The sequence below is a fragment of the Nocardioides sp. B129/18 genome (assembly GCF_055282735.1).
Genome location: NZ_JBUZJI010000008.1, coordinates 46,595 through 61,496, shown reverse-complemented (window position 1 = coordinate 61,496; position 14,902 = coordinate 46,595). Strand labels below are relative to the sequence as shown.

The window sequence follows — 14,902 nt, the reverse complement described above, 5'->3', positions numbered from 1 at the left end:
GGACGACTCGGGGCCGTCCCCGACCTCACCCCTGCAGCAGCAGTCGGTTGTTCACGCTGAGCAGCACGTAGGCGATCACCATCACCAGCAGGAAGCCCAGGTCGAGCGCGAAGCCGCCCAGCCGCAGCGGCGGGATGACGCGTCGCACGGCCTTGATGGGCGGGTCGGTGACCGAGTAGACGGCCTCCAGCAGGACCAGCAGGATCCCGGTGGGCGACCACGAGCGGGCGAAGACCATCACCCAGTCGACGACGAAGCGCACCCACATGAACGCCAGGAAGACGATCAGGACGACGTAGATGATGGTGCCGGCGATCTCCACGTCGGTCGGGTCCTCCTGCTGGGGGTCGAGGCAGCGGGCCTCGGGCCCGCCGCGTCAGCTCTGGTTGAAGAAGTCGCCTTCGGCGATCCGCTCGCGGTCCTCGGCCGTCACGGTGACGTTCGGGGGCGAGAGCAGGAACACCTTGTTGGTGACGCGCTCGATCGTGCCACGCGTGGCAAAGACGAGGCCGGCGGCGAAGTCGACCAGGCGCTTGGCGTCGGCGTCGCCCATCTCGGTGAGGTTCATGATCACCGGGGTGCCGTCGCGGAAGTGCTCCCCGATCGTGCGGGCCTCGTTGTACGTGGTGGGGTGCACGGTGATGATGCGGCTCAACTCGGCCACCGCGGCGATCGGGCCGCTCGCCGGTCGGCGGCGCTCGGCGAGGTCGGAGACCGACGCGCGGGGCTCGCGCACGGCCGTGGGACGCGGCGTGCGTGCCACCGCGACGGCCTGCGTCTCCTGGGTGTAGTCGTCCTCACCGTCGAAGTCGTCGTATCGGCCGGTGTCCTCGAGCAGGCCGAGGTACTCCCCGATCCTGCGCATCGCGCCACTCATGACCTACCGTCCTTCGCGGGTAGCAGCGCGCCCTGCGGGCGCTGTTGGATGTGAACCTAACGGACTCATGGCCTCGGACCGAGGATTGCCGAGCCGACGCGCACGTGTGTCGCGCCGCGGGCGATCGCCTGCTCGAGGTCGCCGCTCATGCCGGCCGAGAGGAGACCCGCCTCGGGATGCTCGGCGAGGAAGGCGGTGCGGACCTCGGCGAGCCGCGCGAAGGCGGCCGCGGGGTCCTCCCCCAGGGGCGCCACGGCCATCAGACCGGCCAGGCGCAGCCCGTCGGTCGAGGCGGCGCGAGCGGCCAGCTCGACGAGGGCGTCGGGGGCGACGCCGGCGCGGTGGTCGGCGTCGGGCGGGTCGAGGCTGACCTGCAGCAGCACCTCGACGGGGCGACCTGCGGGACGCTCGGCGGCACCGCGGGCGAGCGGCCCGAGGAGCTTGGCGCGGTCGACGGACTCCACGACGTCGGCGTAGCGGGCCACGGCCGCGGCCTTGTTGCTCTGCAGGCCGCCGATGAAGTGCCAGCGCAGGCCGAGGTCGGCGCAGTCGGCGGCCTTCTGCTCGGCCTCCTGGTGCCGGTTCTCCCCGACGTCGGTGACGCCGAGGTCGGCGAGCAGCCGCACGTCGGAGGCCGGGAAGAACTTGGTGACGACCACGAGCCCGACGTCGGCGGGGTCGCGGTCGGCCGCCTCGGCGGCCCGGGCGATCCGCTCGCGGACCGTGCGCAGCCCGGTGCCGAGCTGCTCGGCGCGCTCGGCGGTGCTCACGATCCCTCCGGTGCGATCCGCACGAGGGCCCCGAGACGGCCGGCCTCGGCGCCGTCGCGGCGGTGGGAGTAGAGGTCGGCGCGCTGCTTGGTGCACGCCTCGAGGCGGGTGACCTCGGCGCCCGCCTCCGTGAGCTGGGCGGCGACGGCGGCGCCGAGGTCGAGCGACGGCGTGCCCGACCAGGTCGTGGAGACGGCCTCGGGGTGCGCCGCGCCGACCTCCTCGCGCATCGCGAAGGGCACCTCGTAGCAGTGGCCGCAGACGTGAGGGCCGATCCAGGCCCGCACGCGCCGGGCTCCGAGCCGCTCGAGCTCGGTCAGCGCGGCCGGGACGACCCCGGCCATGAGGCCCTCGCGCCCGGCATGGACCGCGCCGACGACGCGGGCGTCGGGGTCGGCCAGCAGGATCGGGACGCAGTCGGCCACCCGCACCAGCAGCGTGACGCCGGGGCGGGCGGTGACGATGGCGTCGGCCTCGGGCCGCTCGTAGGCGTCGCCGAGCGGGGTGGCGTCGTCGACCACGGCCACCCCCCGGCCGTGCACCTGTCGCAGGTCGGCGAGGGCGTCGTCGGGGCCGAGCTCGCGTTGGACGAGCGCGAGGTTCCGGGCGACGGCCTCGGGGTCGTCACCGCCCTCCAGCGCGAGGTTGAGCTGGTCGTACGGGTACGCGCTGACCCCGCCGAGCCGGTCGGTGAAGGCCAGCTCGACGGGGCCGAGACGCTCGCGGGTCAGGAACACGCGCTCACTTCAGGAAGTCGGGGACGTCGAGCTCGTCGTCGTCGAACTGGACCGGACGCGGGGCCGGACGCGGGGTCGCGGGGGCCGACTGGGTCGGCGCCGGGGCGGCCGGGCGGCTCGGGGCCACCGCGGCGCGCTCCTCGACCGGGGCGGACGCGGACTGGCCGAGGGCGGCGCCGACGGCGGCGCGGGTCTCCTCGGGGGTGGCCTGCGCCGGCGCGGTGGTCGCCTTGGGCTCGCGACGCAGGACGGTGCCCTCGTCGCGGCGCTTCGGGGTGCCGCCGTCGAAGCCGGCCGCGATGACGGTGACGCGCACCTCGTCGCCGAGGGCGTCGTCGATCGTGGCGCCGAAGATGATGTTCGCCTCGGCGTGCACGGCCTGGGCGACGAGCGCGGCGGCCTCGTTGATCTCGAAGAGGCCGAGGTCGGAGCCGCCGGCGATGGAGAGCAGGACGCCGTGGGCGCCGTCGATGCTGGCCTCGAGCAGCGGGCTGGAGACGGCCATCTCGGCGGCGGCCACCGAGCGGTCCTCGCCGCGGGCCGAGCCGATGCCCATGAGCGCGGAGCCGGCGTTGGCCATGACCGACTTCACGTCGGCGAAGTCGAGGTTGATCAGGCCCGGGGTGGTGATGAGGTCGGTGATGCCCGAGACGCCCTGCAGCAGCACCTGGTCGGCCTGCTTGAAGGCGTCGAGCACCGAGACGTTGCGGTCGCTGATCGAGAGCAGGCGGTCGTTCGGGATGACGATCAGGGTGTCGACCTCCTCGCGGAGCCCGGCGATGCCCTCCTCGGCGGAGTTGGCGCGGCGACGGCCTTCGAAGGCGAAGGGACGGGTGACGACGCCGATGGTCAGCGCGCCCAGCGAGCGGGCGATGCGCGCGACGACGGGCGCGCCGCCGGTGCCGGTGCCGCCGCCCTCGCCGGCGGTGACGAAGACCATGTCGGCGCCCTTGAGCACCTCCTCGATCTCGTCGGCGTGGTCCTCGGCGGCCCGGGCGCCCACGTCGGGGTTGGCGCCGGCGCCGAGACCGCGGGTGAGCTCGCGGCCGATGTCGAGCTTGACGTCGGCGTCGCTCATCAGCAGAGCCTGCGCGTCGGTGTTGATGGCGATGAACTCCACGCCCTTCAGACCGACCTCGATCATGCGGTTGACGGCGTTGACGCCGCCGCCGCCGATGCCGACGACCTTGATGATGGCCAGGTAGTTCTGTGCTGCGCCCATGGCGGCTCGCCTCTCGCTGGGTGGTGGAGCTGGGTTCTGGAAGGGTCGTCCGGCGGGGCCGTTCCCTAACTCTGACCCTCTGGTAGAGGGTTATAGTTATGTCAACCTCGTCGTGGGCACGACAGTAGGTTCGCGCGTGCGTCGGACCGCGCAGGCGCGCCGCGTGTCGCGGCATTTCGGGACGGATCCCGGTCCAGCGCAGTGGTTCAGCGGGTCGTCGGCCGCGAGGGCACCGAGACGTCGTAGACCTTCGCCTTCTGGCGCAGCAGGACGGCGAGCACCTCGGCCTTCTGGTCCGAGGACGCGCTGCTCCCCCACTCGACCGTGCGGCCGTCGCGCAGGGCCAGGGAGATGCGGTCGATGGTGGCGACGCCGACGTGGTCGACCTTCGCGGCCAGCGCGGGGTCCAGCGAGGTGACGACCTTCGCGGCCTCGGCCAGGGCGCGCGCGGTGGTGCCGGCCGCGCTCTGGATCAGCGGCAGCCCCGCGGGCGCCTTGCTGAAGGAGCGGAACACCGAGCCGTCCTCGTCGAGGCCGCGCAGCAGCCCTCCGATGCGCACCACCGCGACGACCTGGCGCTCGGTGACCGCGATGCGCACGCTGTGCGGCCAGGAGCGGGTGACGTCGGCCGAGGCGACGCCGGCCAGGGCCTGCACCCGGGCGCGGATGCGGTCGAGGTCGACCTCGGCGAGCGGCTCGCCGCGCGGCACCTGGGCGGCCGCCTCGACGGCGGACGCCTTCAGCTGGCTGGTGCCGGTGACCTCGACGTCGCGCACCGAGAGCCACGAGGAGAACCACACCGCCCACGCCGAGCCCGCGACCAGCACGATCACGACCGCGAGCGCCACCAGCCAGCGCAGGGTGAGGCGACGGCGCGCCCACTGGCGCCGGGCGAACGCGCGGCGGGCGCGCTCGTCGGCGTCGAGGGGACGGCGTCGCAGCTCCATGGCTCAGGCGTCCCCGAGCGCGGCGAGGACCTGGGGACCGAGCGCGGTGACGTCGCCGGCGCCCAGGGTGAGCACGAGGTCGCCGGGGCGGGCGCGCTCGAGCAGGGCGTCGACGACGCGGGCGCGGTCGGGCTCGAACAGCACCCGGCCGGCCGGCAGCGGCACGGCGTCGGCGACCAGCGCGCCGGTGACGGCGGGGTCGGCCGGCTCCCGCGCGAGGTAGACGTCGAGGACGACGACCTCGTCGGCCGCGCCGAGCGCGACGCCCATCTGGTCGGCGAAGATGCGGGTGCGCGAGACCAGATGCGGCTGGAAGGCGACGACGACGCGCCCCTCCCCCGCGATCGCCCGGGCGGCCTCGAGGTCGCCGACGATCTCGGTGGGGTGGTGGGCGTAGGAGTCGTAGACGCGCACGCCGGCGGCCTCGCCCTTGCGCTCCATGCGGCGCTTGGTGCCGGTGTAGGACGCGAGGCCGCGCAGCAGGGCGTCGCGGTCGTGGCCGAGCTCGAGCGCGGCGGCGAGCGCGGCCAGCGCGTCGGCGCGGTAGTGCTCGCCGGGCGACCACAGCGTGACGCCGTCGAGCGCCGCCGGGCCGAGGTCGACGCCGTCGTCGGTGCGGGCCGAGACCCGCAGGACCCGTCCGCCGGCGGCCTCGTGGCGAGCGCCGAGGGCGGCCGCGCCGGGGTCGTCGGCGACCACCACGAGGAAGCCGTCGGGGTCCAGGGTGGCGATGAAGTCGTCGAAGGCCGCGGCGTACGCCTCCGGCGTGCCCCAGGTGTCGAGGTGGTCGGCGTCGACGTTGGTGACGATCGCGGCGTGCGGGCGGTAGTGGAGGAAGGCGCCGTCGCTCTCGTCGGACTCCGCGACGAACAGCGGCCCGGTGCCGTCGGCGGCGTTGACGCCGGTGGCCGCGAGGTCGCCGCCGATGGCGTAGGCCGGGTCGGCGCCCGCCTCCTGCAGCGCGACGGTGAGCAGCGAGGTGGTGGTGGTCTTGCCGTGGGTGCCGGCCACCGCGACGACGGTGCGGCCGAGCATCACCGAGACCAGCGCCGTGGAGCGCGGCCACAGCCGCAGACCGCGACGCACGGCCTCCTGGTACTCCGGGTTGTCCTCGTGCACCGCGGTGGAGACCACGACGACGTCGCCGTCGCGCAGGTGGTCGAGGTGACGGGCGTCGTGACCGTGGTGGGCGGTGGCGCCCAGGGCGCGCAGCGCCGCCAGGGTGGGCGAGTCGACGCCGTCGCTGCCGCTGACCTCGACCCCGCGGGCCAGCATGATGCGGGCGATGCCGGAGAGCCCGGCGCCGCCGAGGCCGATGAGGTGGACGCGCTCGAGCTCCTCGGCGGGGATCCGCTCCTCGGGGACGGGCAGCCTCATGCGCCGGCCACCTCGAGCACGATGCGGGCCAGCCGCTCGTCGGCGTCGCGCGGGATGAGGGCCGAGGCCGCCGCCCCCATCGCGGTGAGGCGGTCGGGGTCGGTGAGCAGGGCCGGCACGTGCTCGAGCACCCAGGCGGTCGTGAGCTCGGCGTCGCGGACCATGAGCGCCCCGCCGGCCTCGACGACCGGCAGCGCGTTGCGGTACTGCTCGCCGTTGCCGATCTCGAGGGGCACGAGCACCGCGGGCAGGCCCACGGCGGCCGCCTCGGTGACGCTGTTGGCGCCCGCCCGGCAGACGGTGAGGTCGGCGGCGGCGTAGGCGAGGTCCATGCGGTCGACGTAGTCGACGACGACGTACGGGACCGGGGAGCCGGACGGGTCAGCCGGTGCCGGCGGCTCGGCGCCGCCGTGCTTGCCCTGGACGTGCAGCACCTGGACGCCGGCGGCGGCGAGGGCGGGCGCGGCGGCGGAGATCTGCTGGTTGAGGCGGCGGGCGCCCTGGGAGCCGCCGGTGACCAGCAGCGTCGGGCGATCGGCGTCGAGGCCGAAGGACGCGCGGGCCTCGGCCCGCAGCGCGGGCCGGTCGAGCCCGGAGATCATCGTGCGGATCGGCAGGCCGACGTGCTCGGCGTGCCGCAGCGGGGTGCCGGGGAAGCTGACCGCGACCCGGCGCGCCAGGCGGGCGCCGAGCTTGTTCGCGATGCCGGGGACGGTGTTCTGCTCGTGCACCACCAGCGGCAGGTGCCGGCGCCGTGCGGCGAGGTAGGCCGGCACGGCGACGTAGCCGCCGTAGCCGACGACGACGTCGGGCCGCACGCGGTCGATGACGGCCTCGGTGGCGCGGATCGCGCCGCGCAGGCGGCCGGGGACCCGGGCGAGGTCGGCGCCGGGGCGCCGCGGCAGCGGCACCGGCGGCACGAGCTCGAGCGGGTAGCCGGCGGCCGGGACGACGGTGGTCTCCAGGCCCCGCTCGGTGCCGAGGCAGGTGATCTCGACGTCGGGTCGGAGCCGGCGCAGGGCGTCGGCGGTGGCGATCAGGGGCGAGGTGTGGCCGGCGGTTCCACCGCCGGCGAGCAGGACGCGCATCGGTCGTACAACCTAGCCGGAGCGCGGCCCGATCAGCGACGCCGGGCTGCGGAGGCGGCGATCCCGGTGCTCCGGCTGCGCTTGCGCTGCGCGAGCGCGCGGGCGGCCTCGGGCTCGCGCCGGGCGAACCCGATCACCAGCCCCAGCGCCACCAGCGAGGGCACCAGCGCGGAGCCGCCGTAGGAGACGAGCGGGAGCGGGATGCCGATGACCGGCAGCATCGCCAGGACCATGCCGATGTTGATGATCATCTGGCCCAGCAGCCACACCACGATGCCGAAGGTGACGTAGCGGACGAAGGTGTCCTGGGTCTGACGCGCGACGCGGATCGCGGCGTAGGCGATGGTGAGGAACAGCCCGATCACCAGGAGCGTGCCGACCAGGCCGAGCTCCTCGCCGAGCACGGCGAAGATGAAGTCGGTGTGGGCCTCGGGCAGCTGACCCCACTTCTGGCGCGAGGCGCCGATGCCCTCGCCGAAGAAGCCGCCGGTGGCCAGGGCGAACAGGCCGTGGGCCGGCTGCCAGCCGGCGTCGTGGTAGTCCTTCATCGGGTCGGCGAAGTTCATCAGGCGCGTGACGCGCTCCTGGTCGGTGCCGGCCAGGCCGAAGGCCAGCACGGTGACGGCGAGGATGGCGAAGCCGAAGAGCTTGCCGGGTGCGCCGACCACCCAGAGCATCCCGACCATGATGGCGAAGAAGACCAGCGCGGTGCCGAGGTCGCGGCCGAGGATGACCGGCAGGGTCAGCAGGACGACGCCGGGGACGACCGGGACGACGAACTCGTGAAGGCGCACCAGGCGCCGCTCCTTGTTCGCGTAGATGTGGGCGACCCACAGGACGATCGCGAGCTTGGCGACCTCGGCCGGCTGGATCTGCACCGGGCCGACGGCCAGCCAGTTCTGGTTGCCGTTGATGCGCTCGCCGACGAACATCGTCGCGACCAGCAGCAGGAGCGAGAGGCCGAAGGCCGGCATCGCCAAGGCGCGGATGACGCGCTGCGGCATCCGGCTGGCGATGAAGGCGCACGGGAGGCCGATGCAGACCCACATCAGCTGGCGCAGGACGACGGCGTAGGAGTTGCCGTCGTTCATCTCGTAGGAGTACACGCTCGAGGCGCTCATCACCATGATCAGGCCGATGAGCAGCAGGAGCCCGGAGGCGCCCAGCAGCAGGTAGTAGGCGGTGAGCGGCCGATCGAGCGCCTCGCGGGCGGACTCCACCAGGGCACGGACGGAGCCGCGCCGGGCGGGCGGGGCGAGGTACTGGGTGTCCTCGGGATTCGCGGTCGTCATGACCTCCGCCCTTCCTGCGTGAGTGCTCCGGGGTGCTCAGCCTCCGGCGCCGCCGAGTCGGCTCCGGACCGCCGCCGCGAAGGCGTCCCCGCGGGCGGCGTAGCTGGTGAACATGTCCATCGACGCGCATCCCGGCGCGAGCAGCACGGTGTCGCCCGGCTGGGCGAGCTCGGCGGCCGCGGCCACGACCCGCGTCATGGGGTCATCCTCATCAGTCACACCAGTCTCACGTGCCCCAGTGTCGATCACCGGCACATCCGGCGCGTGTCGCGCCAGAGCCTCGGCGACGACGTCGCGATCGGCACCGAGGAGCACGACGCCGCGCAGTCGTCCCCGCACCGCCTCGACCAGCTCCTCGAAGCGGGCGCCCTTGGCCAGGCCGCCGGCGATCCAGACGACCGGCTCGTAGGCCCGCAGCGACGCGAGGGCGGCGTGCGGGTTGGTGGCCTTGGAGTCGTCGACCCACGTGACGCCGTCGGCGACGGCCACGGTCTCGATCCGGTGGCCGTCGGGCCGGAAGCCGGTGAGCCCCTGCTGCACCGCGCGCTGGCTGACGCCGTGCGCCCGCGCGAGCGCCGCGGCGGCCAGGGCGTTGGCGACGTAGTGGGGCGCGTCGGAGGCGAGGTCCCCGATCGTGCACAGCTCGGCGGCGCTGGTGGCGCGCTCCTCGATGAAGGCACGGTCGACCAGGATGTCCTCGACCAGGCCGACCTGGCCGATGCTCGGCATGCCGAGGGTGAAGCCGATGGCCCGCGCGCCCTCGACGACCTCGGCCTCGCGCACCAGGCGCTCGGTGACGGGGTCGGCCACGTTGTAGACGCAGGCCCGCTGGACGCGCTCGTAGATGCGGCCCTTGTCGGCGGCGTAGGCGGCCATGTCGGGGTACCAGTCGAGGTGGTCCTCGGCGAGGTTGAGCACCGCGGCGGCCTGGGCCGACATCGAGTCGGTGTAGTGCAGCTGGAAGCTGGAGAGCTCGACGGCCAGCACGTCGTAGGGCGTGGGGTCCATGACCGCCTCGACGATCGGCAGGCCGACGTTGCCCACGGCCACCGTGCGCAGGCCCTCGGCGCGCAGGATCGCCTCGAGCATCTGGACGGTGGTGGTCTTGCCGTTGGTGCCGGTGATGGCCAGCCACGGCGCCGCGGCCTCGGGGTCGCGCAGCCGCCAGGCCAGCTCGACCTCGCCCCAGATCGGGATGCCGCGCGCGCGGGCCTGGGCCAGCAGCGGCGTGTCGGGGCGCCAGCCCGGCGAGGTCACCAGGACGTCGACGTCGTCGGGCAGCGTGGCGGTGGCGCCCTCGCCCAGGCGGATGTCGGCGCCGAGCACCTCGAGGAGCTCGGCCCGCTCCTCCTTGCCGGCCGACGACTCGTCGAGCGCGGTGACCGAGGCGCCGAGGTGGAGGAGGTTGTCGGCGGCGGCGAAGCCGGACACGCCGAAGCCGGCGACGACCGCGCGGACCGGCTGCCAGTCGCTGGTGCGGGACAGGCCCGAGACGTCGCTCACGTGCCCGCGACCCACTCGGCGTAGAAGATGCCGAGGCCGGCGGCGACGCAGATGCCGGTGATGATCCAGAACCGGATCACCACGGTGACCTGCTCCCAGCCGAGCATCTCGAAGTGGTGGTGGATCGGCGTCATGCGGAAGACGCGGCGCCCGGTGCCGGTGAGGCGCCGGGTGATCTTGAAGGTGCCCACCTGCAGCATCACCGAGACGGTCTCGAGCAGGAACAGGCCGCCGAGCACGATGAGCAGCAGCTCGGTGCGAGTGAGGATCGCCAGGCCCGCGACGGCGCCGCCGAGCGCGAGGGAGCCGGTGTCGCCCATGAAGATCTGCGCCGGGGAGGCGTTCCACCACAGGAAGCCGAAGCAGGCGCCGGTGATCGCGGCCGCGACGACCGCGAGGTCGAGCGGGTCGCGGACGTCGTAGCACCTGCCGTAGGTGATGTCCTGCTGGCCGCACCACTGGTTGTTCTGCCAGATGTTCACCAGCGTGTAGGCGCCGAAGACCATCATCGAGGAGCCCGCGGCGAGGCCGTCGAGGCCGTCGGTGAGGTTCACCGCGTTCGAGGTGGCGGTGACGATCAGCCAGATCAGCACCATGACGAGCACCACCGGCAGCGTCAGCCACTCGATGTCGCGGATGAAGGACACGGCACTGGAGGCCGGGGTCTGACCGCGGTCGTCCTCGAGCATCGGGCTGAGCGCGAGACCGCCGAAGACCAGCGCGATGACCGTCTGGCCGATGAACTTGGCCTTGCTGCGCAGGCCGAGGCTGCGCTGCTTGTAGATCTTGATGAAGTCGTCGATGAACCCGACCATGCCCATGCCGACGAACAGGAAGAGCAGCAGCATCGCCGACGCGCTCGGCACGTCCTGGGTGATCAGCTTGGCCAGGAAGTAGCCCAGCACCGCCGACAGCACGATCGCGACGCCGCCCATCGTGGGGGTGCCGCGCTTGGTGTGGTGGCTGGTGGGGCCGTCGTCGCGGATCTCCTGGCCGTAGCCGATGCGCGTGAACTGCGTGATGGCCACACGGGTGCCCAGGAGGGAGAAGAGCAGCGCGAAGCCGCCGCCCAGGAGGATCGCTCTCATCGGCGGCGATTCTCCACCACGGCCCGGCGTTCCACACCATGCCCCGCCGCGGGGGTGGGATTGCTCACGAGGGCTCCCCCGCCCCGAGCAGGGCCCGGACGACCTCCCGATCGTCGAACGGGGTGACGACGCCGTGCGCCTCCTGGCCGGTCTCGTGGCCCTTGCCGGCCACCAGGACGATGTCGCCGGGCGCGGCCATCGCGAGCGCGCGGGCGATCGCGGCCCGGCGGTCGCCCTCCTCCAGCACCTCGGCGCGGTCGGCGTCGGGCACCTCGAGGGCGCCGGCGAGCATCGCGGCGCGGATCGTCGCGGGCTCCTCGGTGCGCGGGTTGTCGTCGGTGACGATGAGGACGTCGGCCAGGCGGGCGGCGATCTCGCCCATGAGGGGTCGCTTGCCCGGGTCGCGGTCGCCGCCGGCGCCGATCACGGTGATGACGCGGCCCTCGGTCAGGGGCCGCAGCGTCGAGATCGCGGCCTCGACGGCGTCGGGCTTGTGGGCGTAGTCGACGACGACGGTGAAGGACTGTCCGGCCTCGACCCGCTCGAGCCGACCGGGGACGCCCGGCCCCTCGGCGATGCCGCGGGCGACGGCGGCGGCGTCGAGCCCGGCCTCCGCGCAGGCCGCGAGCGCGGCGAGGGTGTTGGCGACGTTGTACTCCCCCGCCAGCGGGCAGCGGGCCGCGATCTCGACGCCGCCGGGCCCGCGCACGGTGAAGGTGGAGCCGTCGGGGCCGGACTCGACGTCGACCGCGCGCCAGGCGGCGTCGCGGTGCAGCGCCATCGTGCGCACCGGCAGCCCGCCGGCCCGGGCCTGCTCGACGAGGCGGCGGCCGTGCTCGTCGTCGACGTCGATCAGGCCCAGCCGCGCCCGCTCGGGGGTGAACAGGGAGGCCTTGGCCTGGAAGTACTCCTCGACGTCGGCGTGGAAGTCGAGGTGGTCGCGGCCGAGGTTGAGGAACACCGCGACGTCGAAGACCACGCCGTCGACGCGACCCATGACCAGGGCGTGGCTGGAGACCTCCATCGCGCACGCCTCGACCCCGCGCTCGCGCATGACCGCGAACAGGCCGTGCAGGTCGGGCGCCTCGGGCGTCGTGAGGCTGGTGCGGACGTCGCGACCGGCGATGCGGGTGCCGACCGTGCCGACGACGGCGGCGACGATGCCGCCGTGCTCCATGCCGCCCTCGGCCAGCCGGGTCGTGGTGGTCTTGCCCTGGGTGCCGGTGACCCCGATCATCCGCAGACCCGCGGCCGGCTCGCCGTACAGGCGCGCCGCGAGGCGTCCGAGCATCCGACGGGGCTCGGCGTGCACCAGCACCGGGACCTCGCCGACGGAGGTCTCGGCCAGCACCGCGGCGCCGACGGGGTCGGTGAGCACGGCCACCGCGCCCGCCGCGACGGCGTCCGAGGCGTACGCGGCCCCGTGCACGCGGGCGCCCGGGAGCGCGGCGTAGAGGTCGCCGGGCTCGACGCGCTGCGAGCCGAGGCTCACGCCGGTGACGACGACGTCCGCGCCCGGGGTCGGCGCCGCCAGGCCCAGCCAGGCGGCGACCTCGGCGAGCGGGGTGCGGGGCGGTCGGGAGGGTCGGAGGTCGCTCACCACGTGACGGGCAGGGTGGAGGCGGGCGTGCCGGTCGGCGGGACCGCGTAGCGGCGCAGGGCGTAGCTCATGATCTCGGAGAATGCCGGTCCGGCGACCGAACCGCCACCTCCGCCGTTGCGCGGGTTCTGCACGACGACGTAGACGGTGAAGCGCGGGTCGTCGGCCGGGGCGAAGCCGGCGAAGGAGACGGTGAAGGTGCCGTCGTAGCAGCCGCAGTCGGGGTTGGCCCGCTGGGCGGTGCCGGTCTTGCCGGCCACGCGGTACCCGGGCACCCGGGCTCCGGGGGCGACGCCGACCTCCGGGTCGACGACGCGCTCCATCATCGCGGTGGTCTCGCGGGCGGCCTGGCTGCTGACGACGCGACGCGTGGTGGCGTCGTCGGAGCCGACGGTCTGGCCGCTGTCGGTGGTGGCGTGGCCCAGCACCAGGCTCGGGTCCACCCGCACGCCGCCGTTCGCGACGGTGTTGACCGCCGCGGCCATCTGCAGGGCGTTGACGGAGACCGACTGGCCGAAGGCGATGCGGTCCTGCACCTGGGGGGTCCAGGCGGCGCCGGAGGGCAGGATGCCCGGCGCCTCGCCGCGCACGCCGACGCCGGTCAGGCGGCCCAGGCCGAAGCGGTCCAGGTAGGAGCGCAGCTGGCCCTGCTCGAACCGGTCGGCGGCGAGCACGGTGCCGATGTTGGAGGACTTCGCGATCACGCCGGCCAGCGTCAGCCGGATGGTGTCGTGCGGGAACCAGTCGTGGATGACGCGGTCCTGCCGTGCCAGCGAGCCCGGGACGGTGAGGCGGGTGCGATCGGTGACCTTGCCGGCGTCGATGAGCGAGGACATCGTCAGGACCTTCTCGACCGAGCCGGGCTCGTAGACGTCGCTGAGCGAGCGGGCGCCGAGGTCGGCCTTCGGGGAGTCGAGCGGGTCGTTGGCGTCGTAGGTCGGGTAGTCGGCCAGGGAGAGGACCTGCCCGGTGCGGGTGTCCATCACCACCGCGACGCCCGACTCGGCCCGCGACTGGTCGACGGTGGTGCGCAGCACGCGCTGGACGTACCACTGCAGGTCGCGGTCGAGGGTGGTGCTGAGGTCCTGCCCGTCCTTGGCGGGGACGACGGTGCTCTGGCCGAGCGGGATCCGGTTGCCGTTGGCACGGCTGTCGACGCTGTAGCGCGCCGAGCCGTCCTTGCCGGCCAGCAGCGAGTCGAAGGTGCGCTCGAACCCGGCGAGCGGTCGCGCGGTGCCGTCCTCGTGCGGGGTGCCGAGGAAGCCGATGAGGTTGGCGGCGACGTCCTTGGCCGGGTAGACGCGGATCGGGTCGCGCTCGGTGCTGAGGCCGTCGAAGCCCCGGTTCTTGGCGAGCTGGACGACCTCGGTGGCGAGGTCGGCGGGCACCTGCCGGGCGATGTACTGGAACTGCGTGCCGGTCGCGCGCAGCCGCGGCAGGATCGTGAAGTAGTCCAGGTGCAGGCGGGTGGCGAGGAGCTTGGCGAGCTCGGGCGCCCGGTCGACGGGCCTGCCGGACCTGTCGCTGTTCACCAGCTGCGGGTCGGCGATGATCATCAGGCCGGCCGAGGACTCCGCCAGCGCCTCGCCGTTGCGGTCGAGGATGCGACCGCGGTCGGCGGGCAGCACGACGTCGACGGTGCCCTCGCTCGCGGCGAGCTTGGCGTAGGCGCCGGGGTCGACGGCCTGGAGCTGCACGAGCCGGCCGCCGTAGATCGAGAGCAGGACGGCGATCGCGAGGAACCCGGCGCGCAGGCGCAGGCCGGCGCGTCCGCGGCGCACCGGCGTGCCTCCGCGCGGGGCGGTGCGTCGCAGGCCCTGCTGCGGCCGCTGCGGATCCTGCTGCGAGCCGGTCATCGGGCGCTCCCACCGGTGCGCTCACGGGTGGTGCCGCGGGAGGTGGCCTCCTGCGGGAGGGTGCCCTCCGGCGGCACGACGACGACCTTCGGCCGCGGGGCGAGCGAGGCCGGGAGCGGCGGCGGCACGGGATCGAGCTGCACCTTCTGGCCCGGCGCGGACTCGCGGGAGCCGAGGACCTTGTCGTTCGCGAGGTCGAGGAAGAGCGGCGCCGCGGGGACGGTCATCCCCATCGCCTGGGCGCGGCGAGCGATGGTCTGGGGGTCCTGGAGGCGCTGGAGGTCCATCTCGAGGCCCTCCTGCTGCGCGTCGAGCACCGTGGCCTGCTGCTGGAGCCGGCTGATGGTGAAGGACGTCTGCTGCATGGAGGTGTTGAAGAACAGCAGGCCCAGCACGCCGCCGAGGAGCACGACGGTGACCAGGCTGACGAACGGCACCCGGGTGGTGCGGCGGCGGGTGCGCGGCACCACCCGCAGGCGGGCGCGCTCGACGGCGGCCTCCGCCACGCGGGGCAGTGCCCGCACGAGTCCTGCCGAGGTCCGTGC

At 74.1% G+C, this 14,902-nt stretch carries 14 protein-coding genes; all 14 read right to left on the bottom strand.

Translation table 11 applies throughout. The annotated features are described in order from the left end of the window. Positions 1-25 precede the first annotated feature (25 nt). Entirely contained in the window at positions 26-322 is a 297-nt protein-coding gene (locus ACZDWJ_RS08045; RefSeq protein WP_463520419.1) for a YggT family protein, read from the bottom strand. 54 nt (positions 323-376) lie between these two features. Beyond that, complete coding sequence (locus tag ACZDWJ_RS08040; protein ID WP_463520418.1) at positions 377-877, bottom strand: cell division protein SepF; 501 nt, start codon at positions 875-877, stop codon at positions 377-379. Positions 878-942: 65 nt separating this feature from the next. Next, positions 943-1,647 (bottom strand): YggS family pyridoxal phosphate-dependent enzyme, encoded by a 705-nt coding sequence (locus ACZDWJ_RS08035; protein ID WP_463520417.1) that lies wholly within the window; start codon positions 1,645-1,647, stop codon positions 943-945. Next, positions 1,644-2,384 (bottom strand): peptidoglycan editing factor PgeF, encoded by a 741-nt coding sequence (gene pgeF, locus ACZDWJ_RS08030; RefSeq protein WP_463520416.1) that lies wholly within the window; start codon positions 2,382-2,384, stop codon positions 1,644-1,646. Before pgeF ends, ACZDWJ_RS08035 begins: the two co-directional genes overlap by 4 nt. Before the next feature lie 4 nt (positions 2,385-2,388). Then, positions 2,389-3,606: a cell division protein FtsZ gene (gene ftsZ, locus ACZDWJ_RS08025; protein WP_463520415.1), complete on the bottom strand. Its 1,218-nt coding sequence runs from the start codon at positions 3,604-3,606 to the stop codon at positions 2,389-2,391. A 206-nt stretch (positions 3,607-3,812) separates the two neighbouring features. Beyond that, positions 3,813-4,553, bottom strand: coding sequence for a cell division protein FtsQ/DivIB (locus ACZDWJ_RS08020; protein WP_463520414.1), 741 nt, complete (start codon positions 4,551-4,553; stop codon positions 3,813-3,815). 3 nt (positions 4,554-4,556) lie between these two features. After that, on the bottom strand, positions 4,557-5,930 hold the full coding sequence (gene murC / locus ACZDWJ_RS08015; RefSeq protein ID WP_463520413.1) for a UDP-N-acetylmuramate--L-alanine ligase: 1,374 nt from the start codon (positions 5,928-5,930) through the stop codon (positions 4,557-4,559). After that, a complete protein-coding gene (murG, locus tag ACZDWJ_RS08010) occupies positions 5,927-7,018 on the bottom strand; it encodes an undecaprenyldiphospho-muramoylpentapeptide beta-N-acetylglucosaminyltransferase (RefSeq protein WP_463520412.1) in 1,092 nt (363 codons plus the stop codon). Before murG ends, murC begins: the two co-directional genes overlap by 4 nt. A gap of 32 nt (positions 7,019-7,050) precedes the next feature. After that, positions 7,051-8,310, bottom strand: coding sequence for a putative lipid II flippase FtsW (gene ftsW / locus ACZDWJ_RS08005; protein WP_463520411.1), 1,260 nt, complete (start codon positions 8,308-8,310; stop codon positions 7,051-7,053). Between the two features lie 36 nt (positions 8,311-8,346). Then, positions 8,347-9,813 carry a UDP-N-acetylmuramoyl-L-alanine--D-glutamate ligase gene (gene murD, locus ACZDWJ_RS08000; protein WP_463520410.1) on the bottom strand — a complete coding sequence of 489 codons (1,467 nt, stop codon included), beginning with the start codon at positions 9,811-9,813 and terminating at the stop codon, positions 8,347-8,349. Continuing rightward, entirely contained in the window at positions 9,810-10,901 is a 1,092-nt protein-coding gene (gene mraY / locus ACZDWJ_RS07995) for a phospho-N-acetylmuramoyl-pentapeptide-transferase (protein ID WP_463520409.1), read from the bottom strand. Before mraY ends, murD begins: the two co-directional genes overlap by 4 nt. Before the next feature lie 64 nt (positions 10,902-10,965). Beyond that, positions 10,966-12,501 (bottom strand): UDP-N-acetylmuramoyl-L-alanyl-D-glutamate--2,6-diaminopimelate ligase, encoded by a 1,536-nt coding sequence (locus ACZDWJ_RS07990; RefSeq protein WP_463520408.1) that lies wholly within the window; start codon positions 12,499-12,501, stop codon positions 10,966-10,968. Continuing rightward, positions 12,498-14,357, bottom strand: a complete 1,860-nt coding sequence (locus tag ACZDWJ_RS07985; RefSeq protein WP_463520407.1) for a peptidoglycan D,D-transpeptidase FtsI family protein — start codon at positions 14,355-14,357, stop codon at positions 12,498-12,500. Before ACZDWJ_RS07985 ends, ACZDWJ_RS07990 begins: the two co-directional genes overlap by 4 nt. After that, complete coding sequence (gene ftsL, locus ACZDWJ_RS07980; protein WP_463520406.1) at positions 14,354-14,881, bottom strand: cell division protein FtsL; 528 nt, start codon at positions 14,879-14,881, stop codon at positions 14,354-14,356. The genes ACZDWJ_RS07985 and ftsL overlap by 4 nt, the downstream gene beginning before the upstream one ends. Positions 14,882-14,902 lie beyond the last annotated feature (21 nt).

Excerpts from the sequence above, each read along its gene's own strand:
- mraY (WP_463520409.1), bottom strand. The coding sequence starts at position 10,901 with ATGAGAGCGATCCTCCTGGGCGGCGGCTTCGCGCTGCTCTTCTCCCTC.
- ACZDWJ_RS08040 (WP_463520418.1), bottom strand. The coding sequence starts at position 877 with ATGAGTGGCGCGATGCGCAGGATCGGGGAGTACCTCGGCCTGCTCGAG.
- murC (WP_463520413.1), bottom strand. The coding sequence starts at position 5,930 with ATGAGGCTGCCCGTCCCCGAGGAGCGGATCCCCGCCGAGGAGCTCGAG.
- ACZDWJ_RS07985 (WP_463520407.1), bottom strand. The coding sequence starts at position 14,357 with ATGACCGGCTCGCAGCAGGATCCGCAGCGGCCGCAGCAGGGCCTGCGA.
- ACZDWJ_RS08020 (WP_463520414.1), bottom strand. The coding sequence starts at position 4,553 with ATGGAGCTGCGACGCCGTCCCCTCGACGCCGACGAGCGCGCCCGCCGC.
- murG (WP_463520412.1), bottom strand. The coding sequence starts at position 7,018 with ATGCGCGTCCTGCTCGCCGGCGGTGGAACCGCCGGCCACACCTCGCCC.
- ftsW (WP_463520411.1), bottom strand. The coding sequence starts at position 8,310 with ATGACGACCGCGAATCCCGAGGACACCCAGTACCTCGCCCCGCCCGCC.
- ftsZ (WP_463520415.1), bottom strand. The coding sequence starts at position 3,606 with ATGGGCGCAGCACAGAACTACCTGGCCATCATCAAGGTCGTCGGCATC.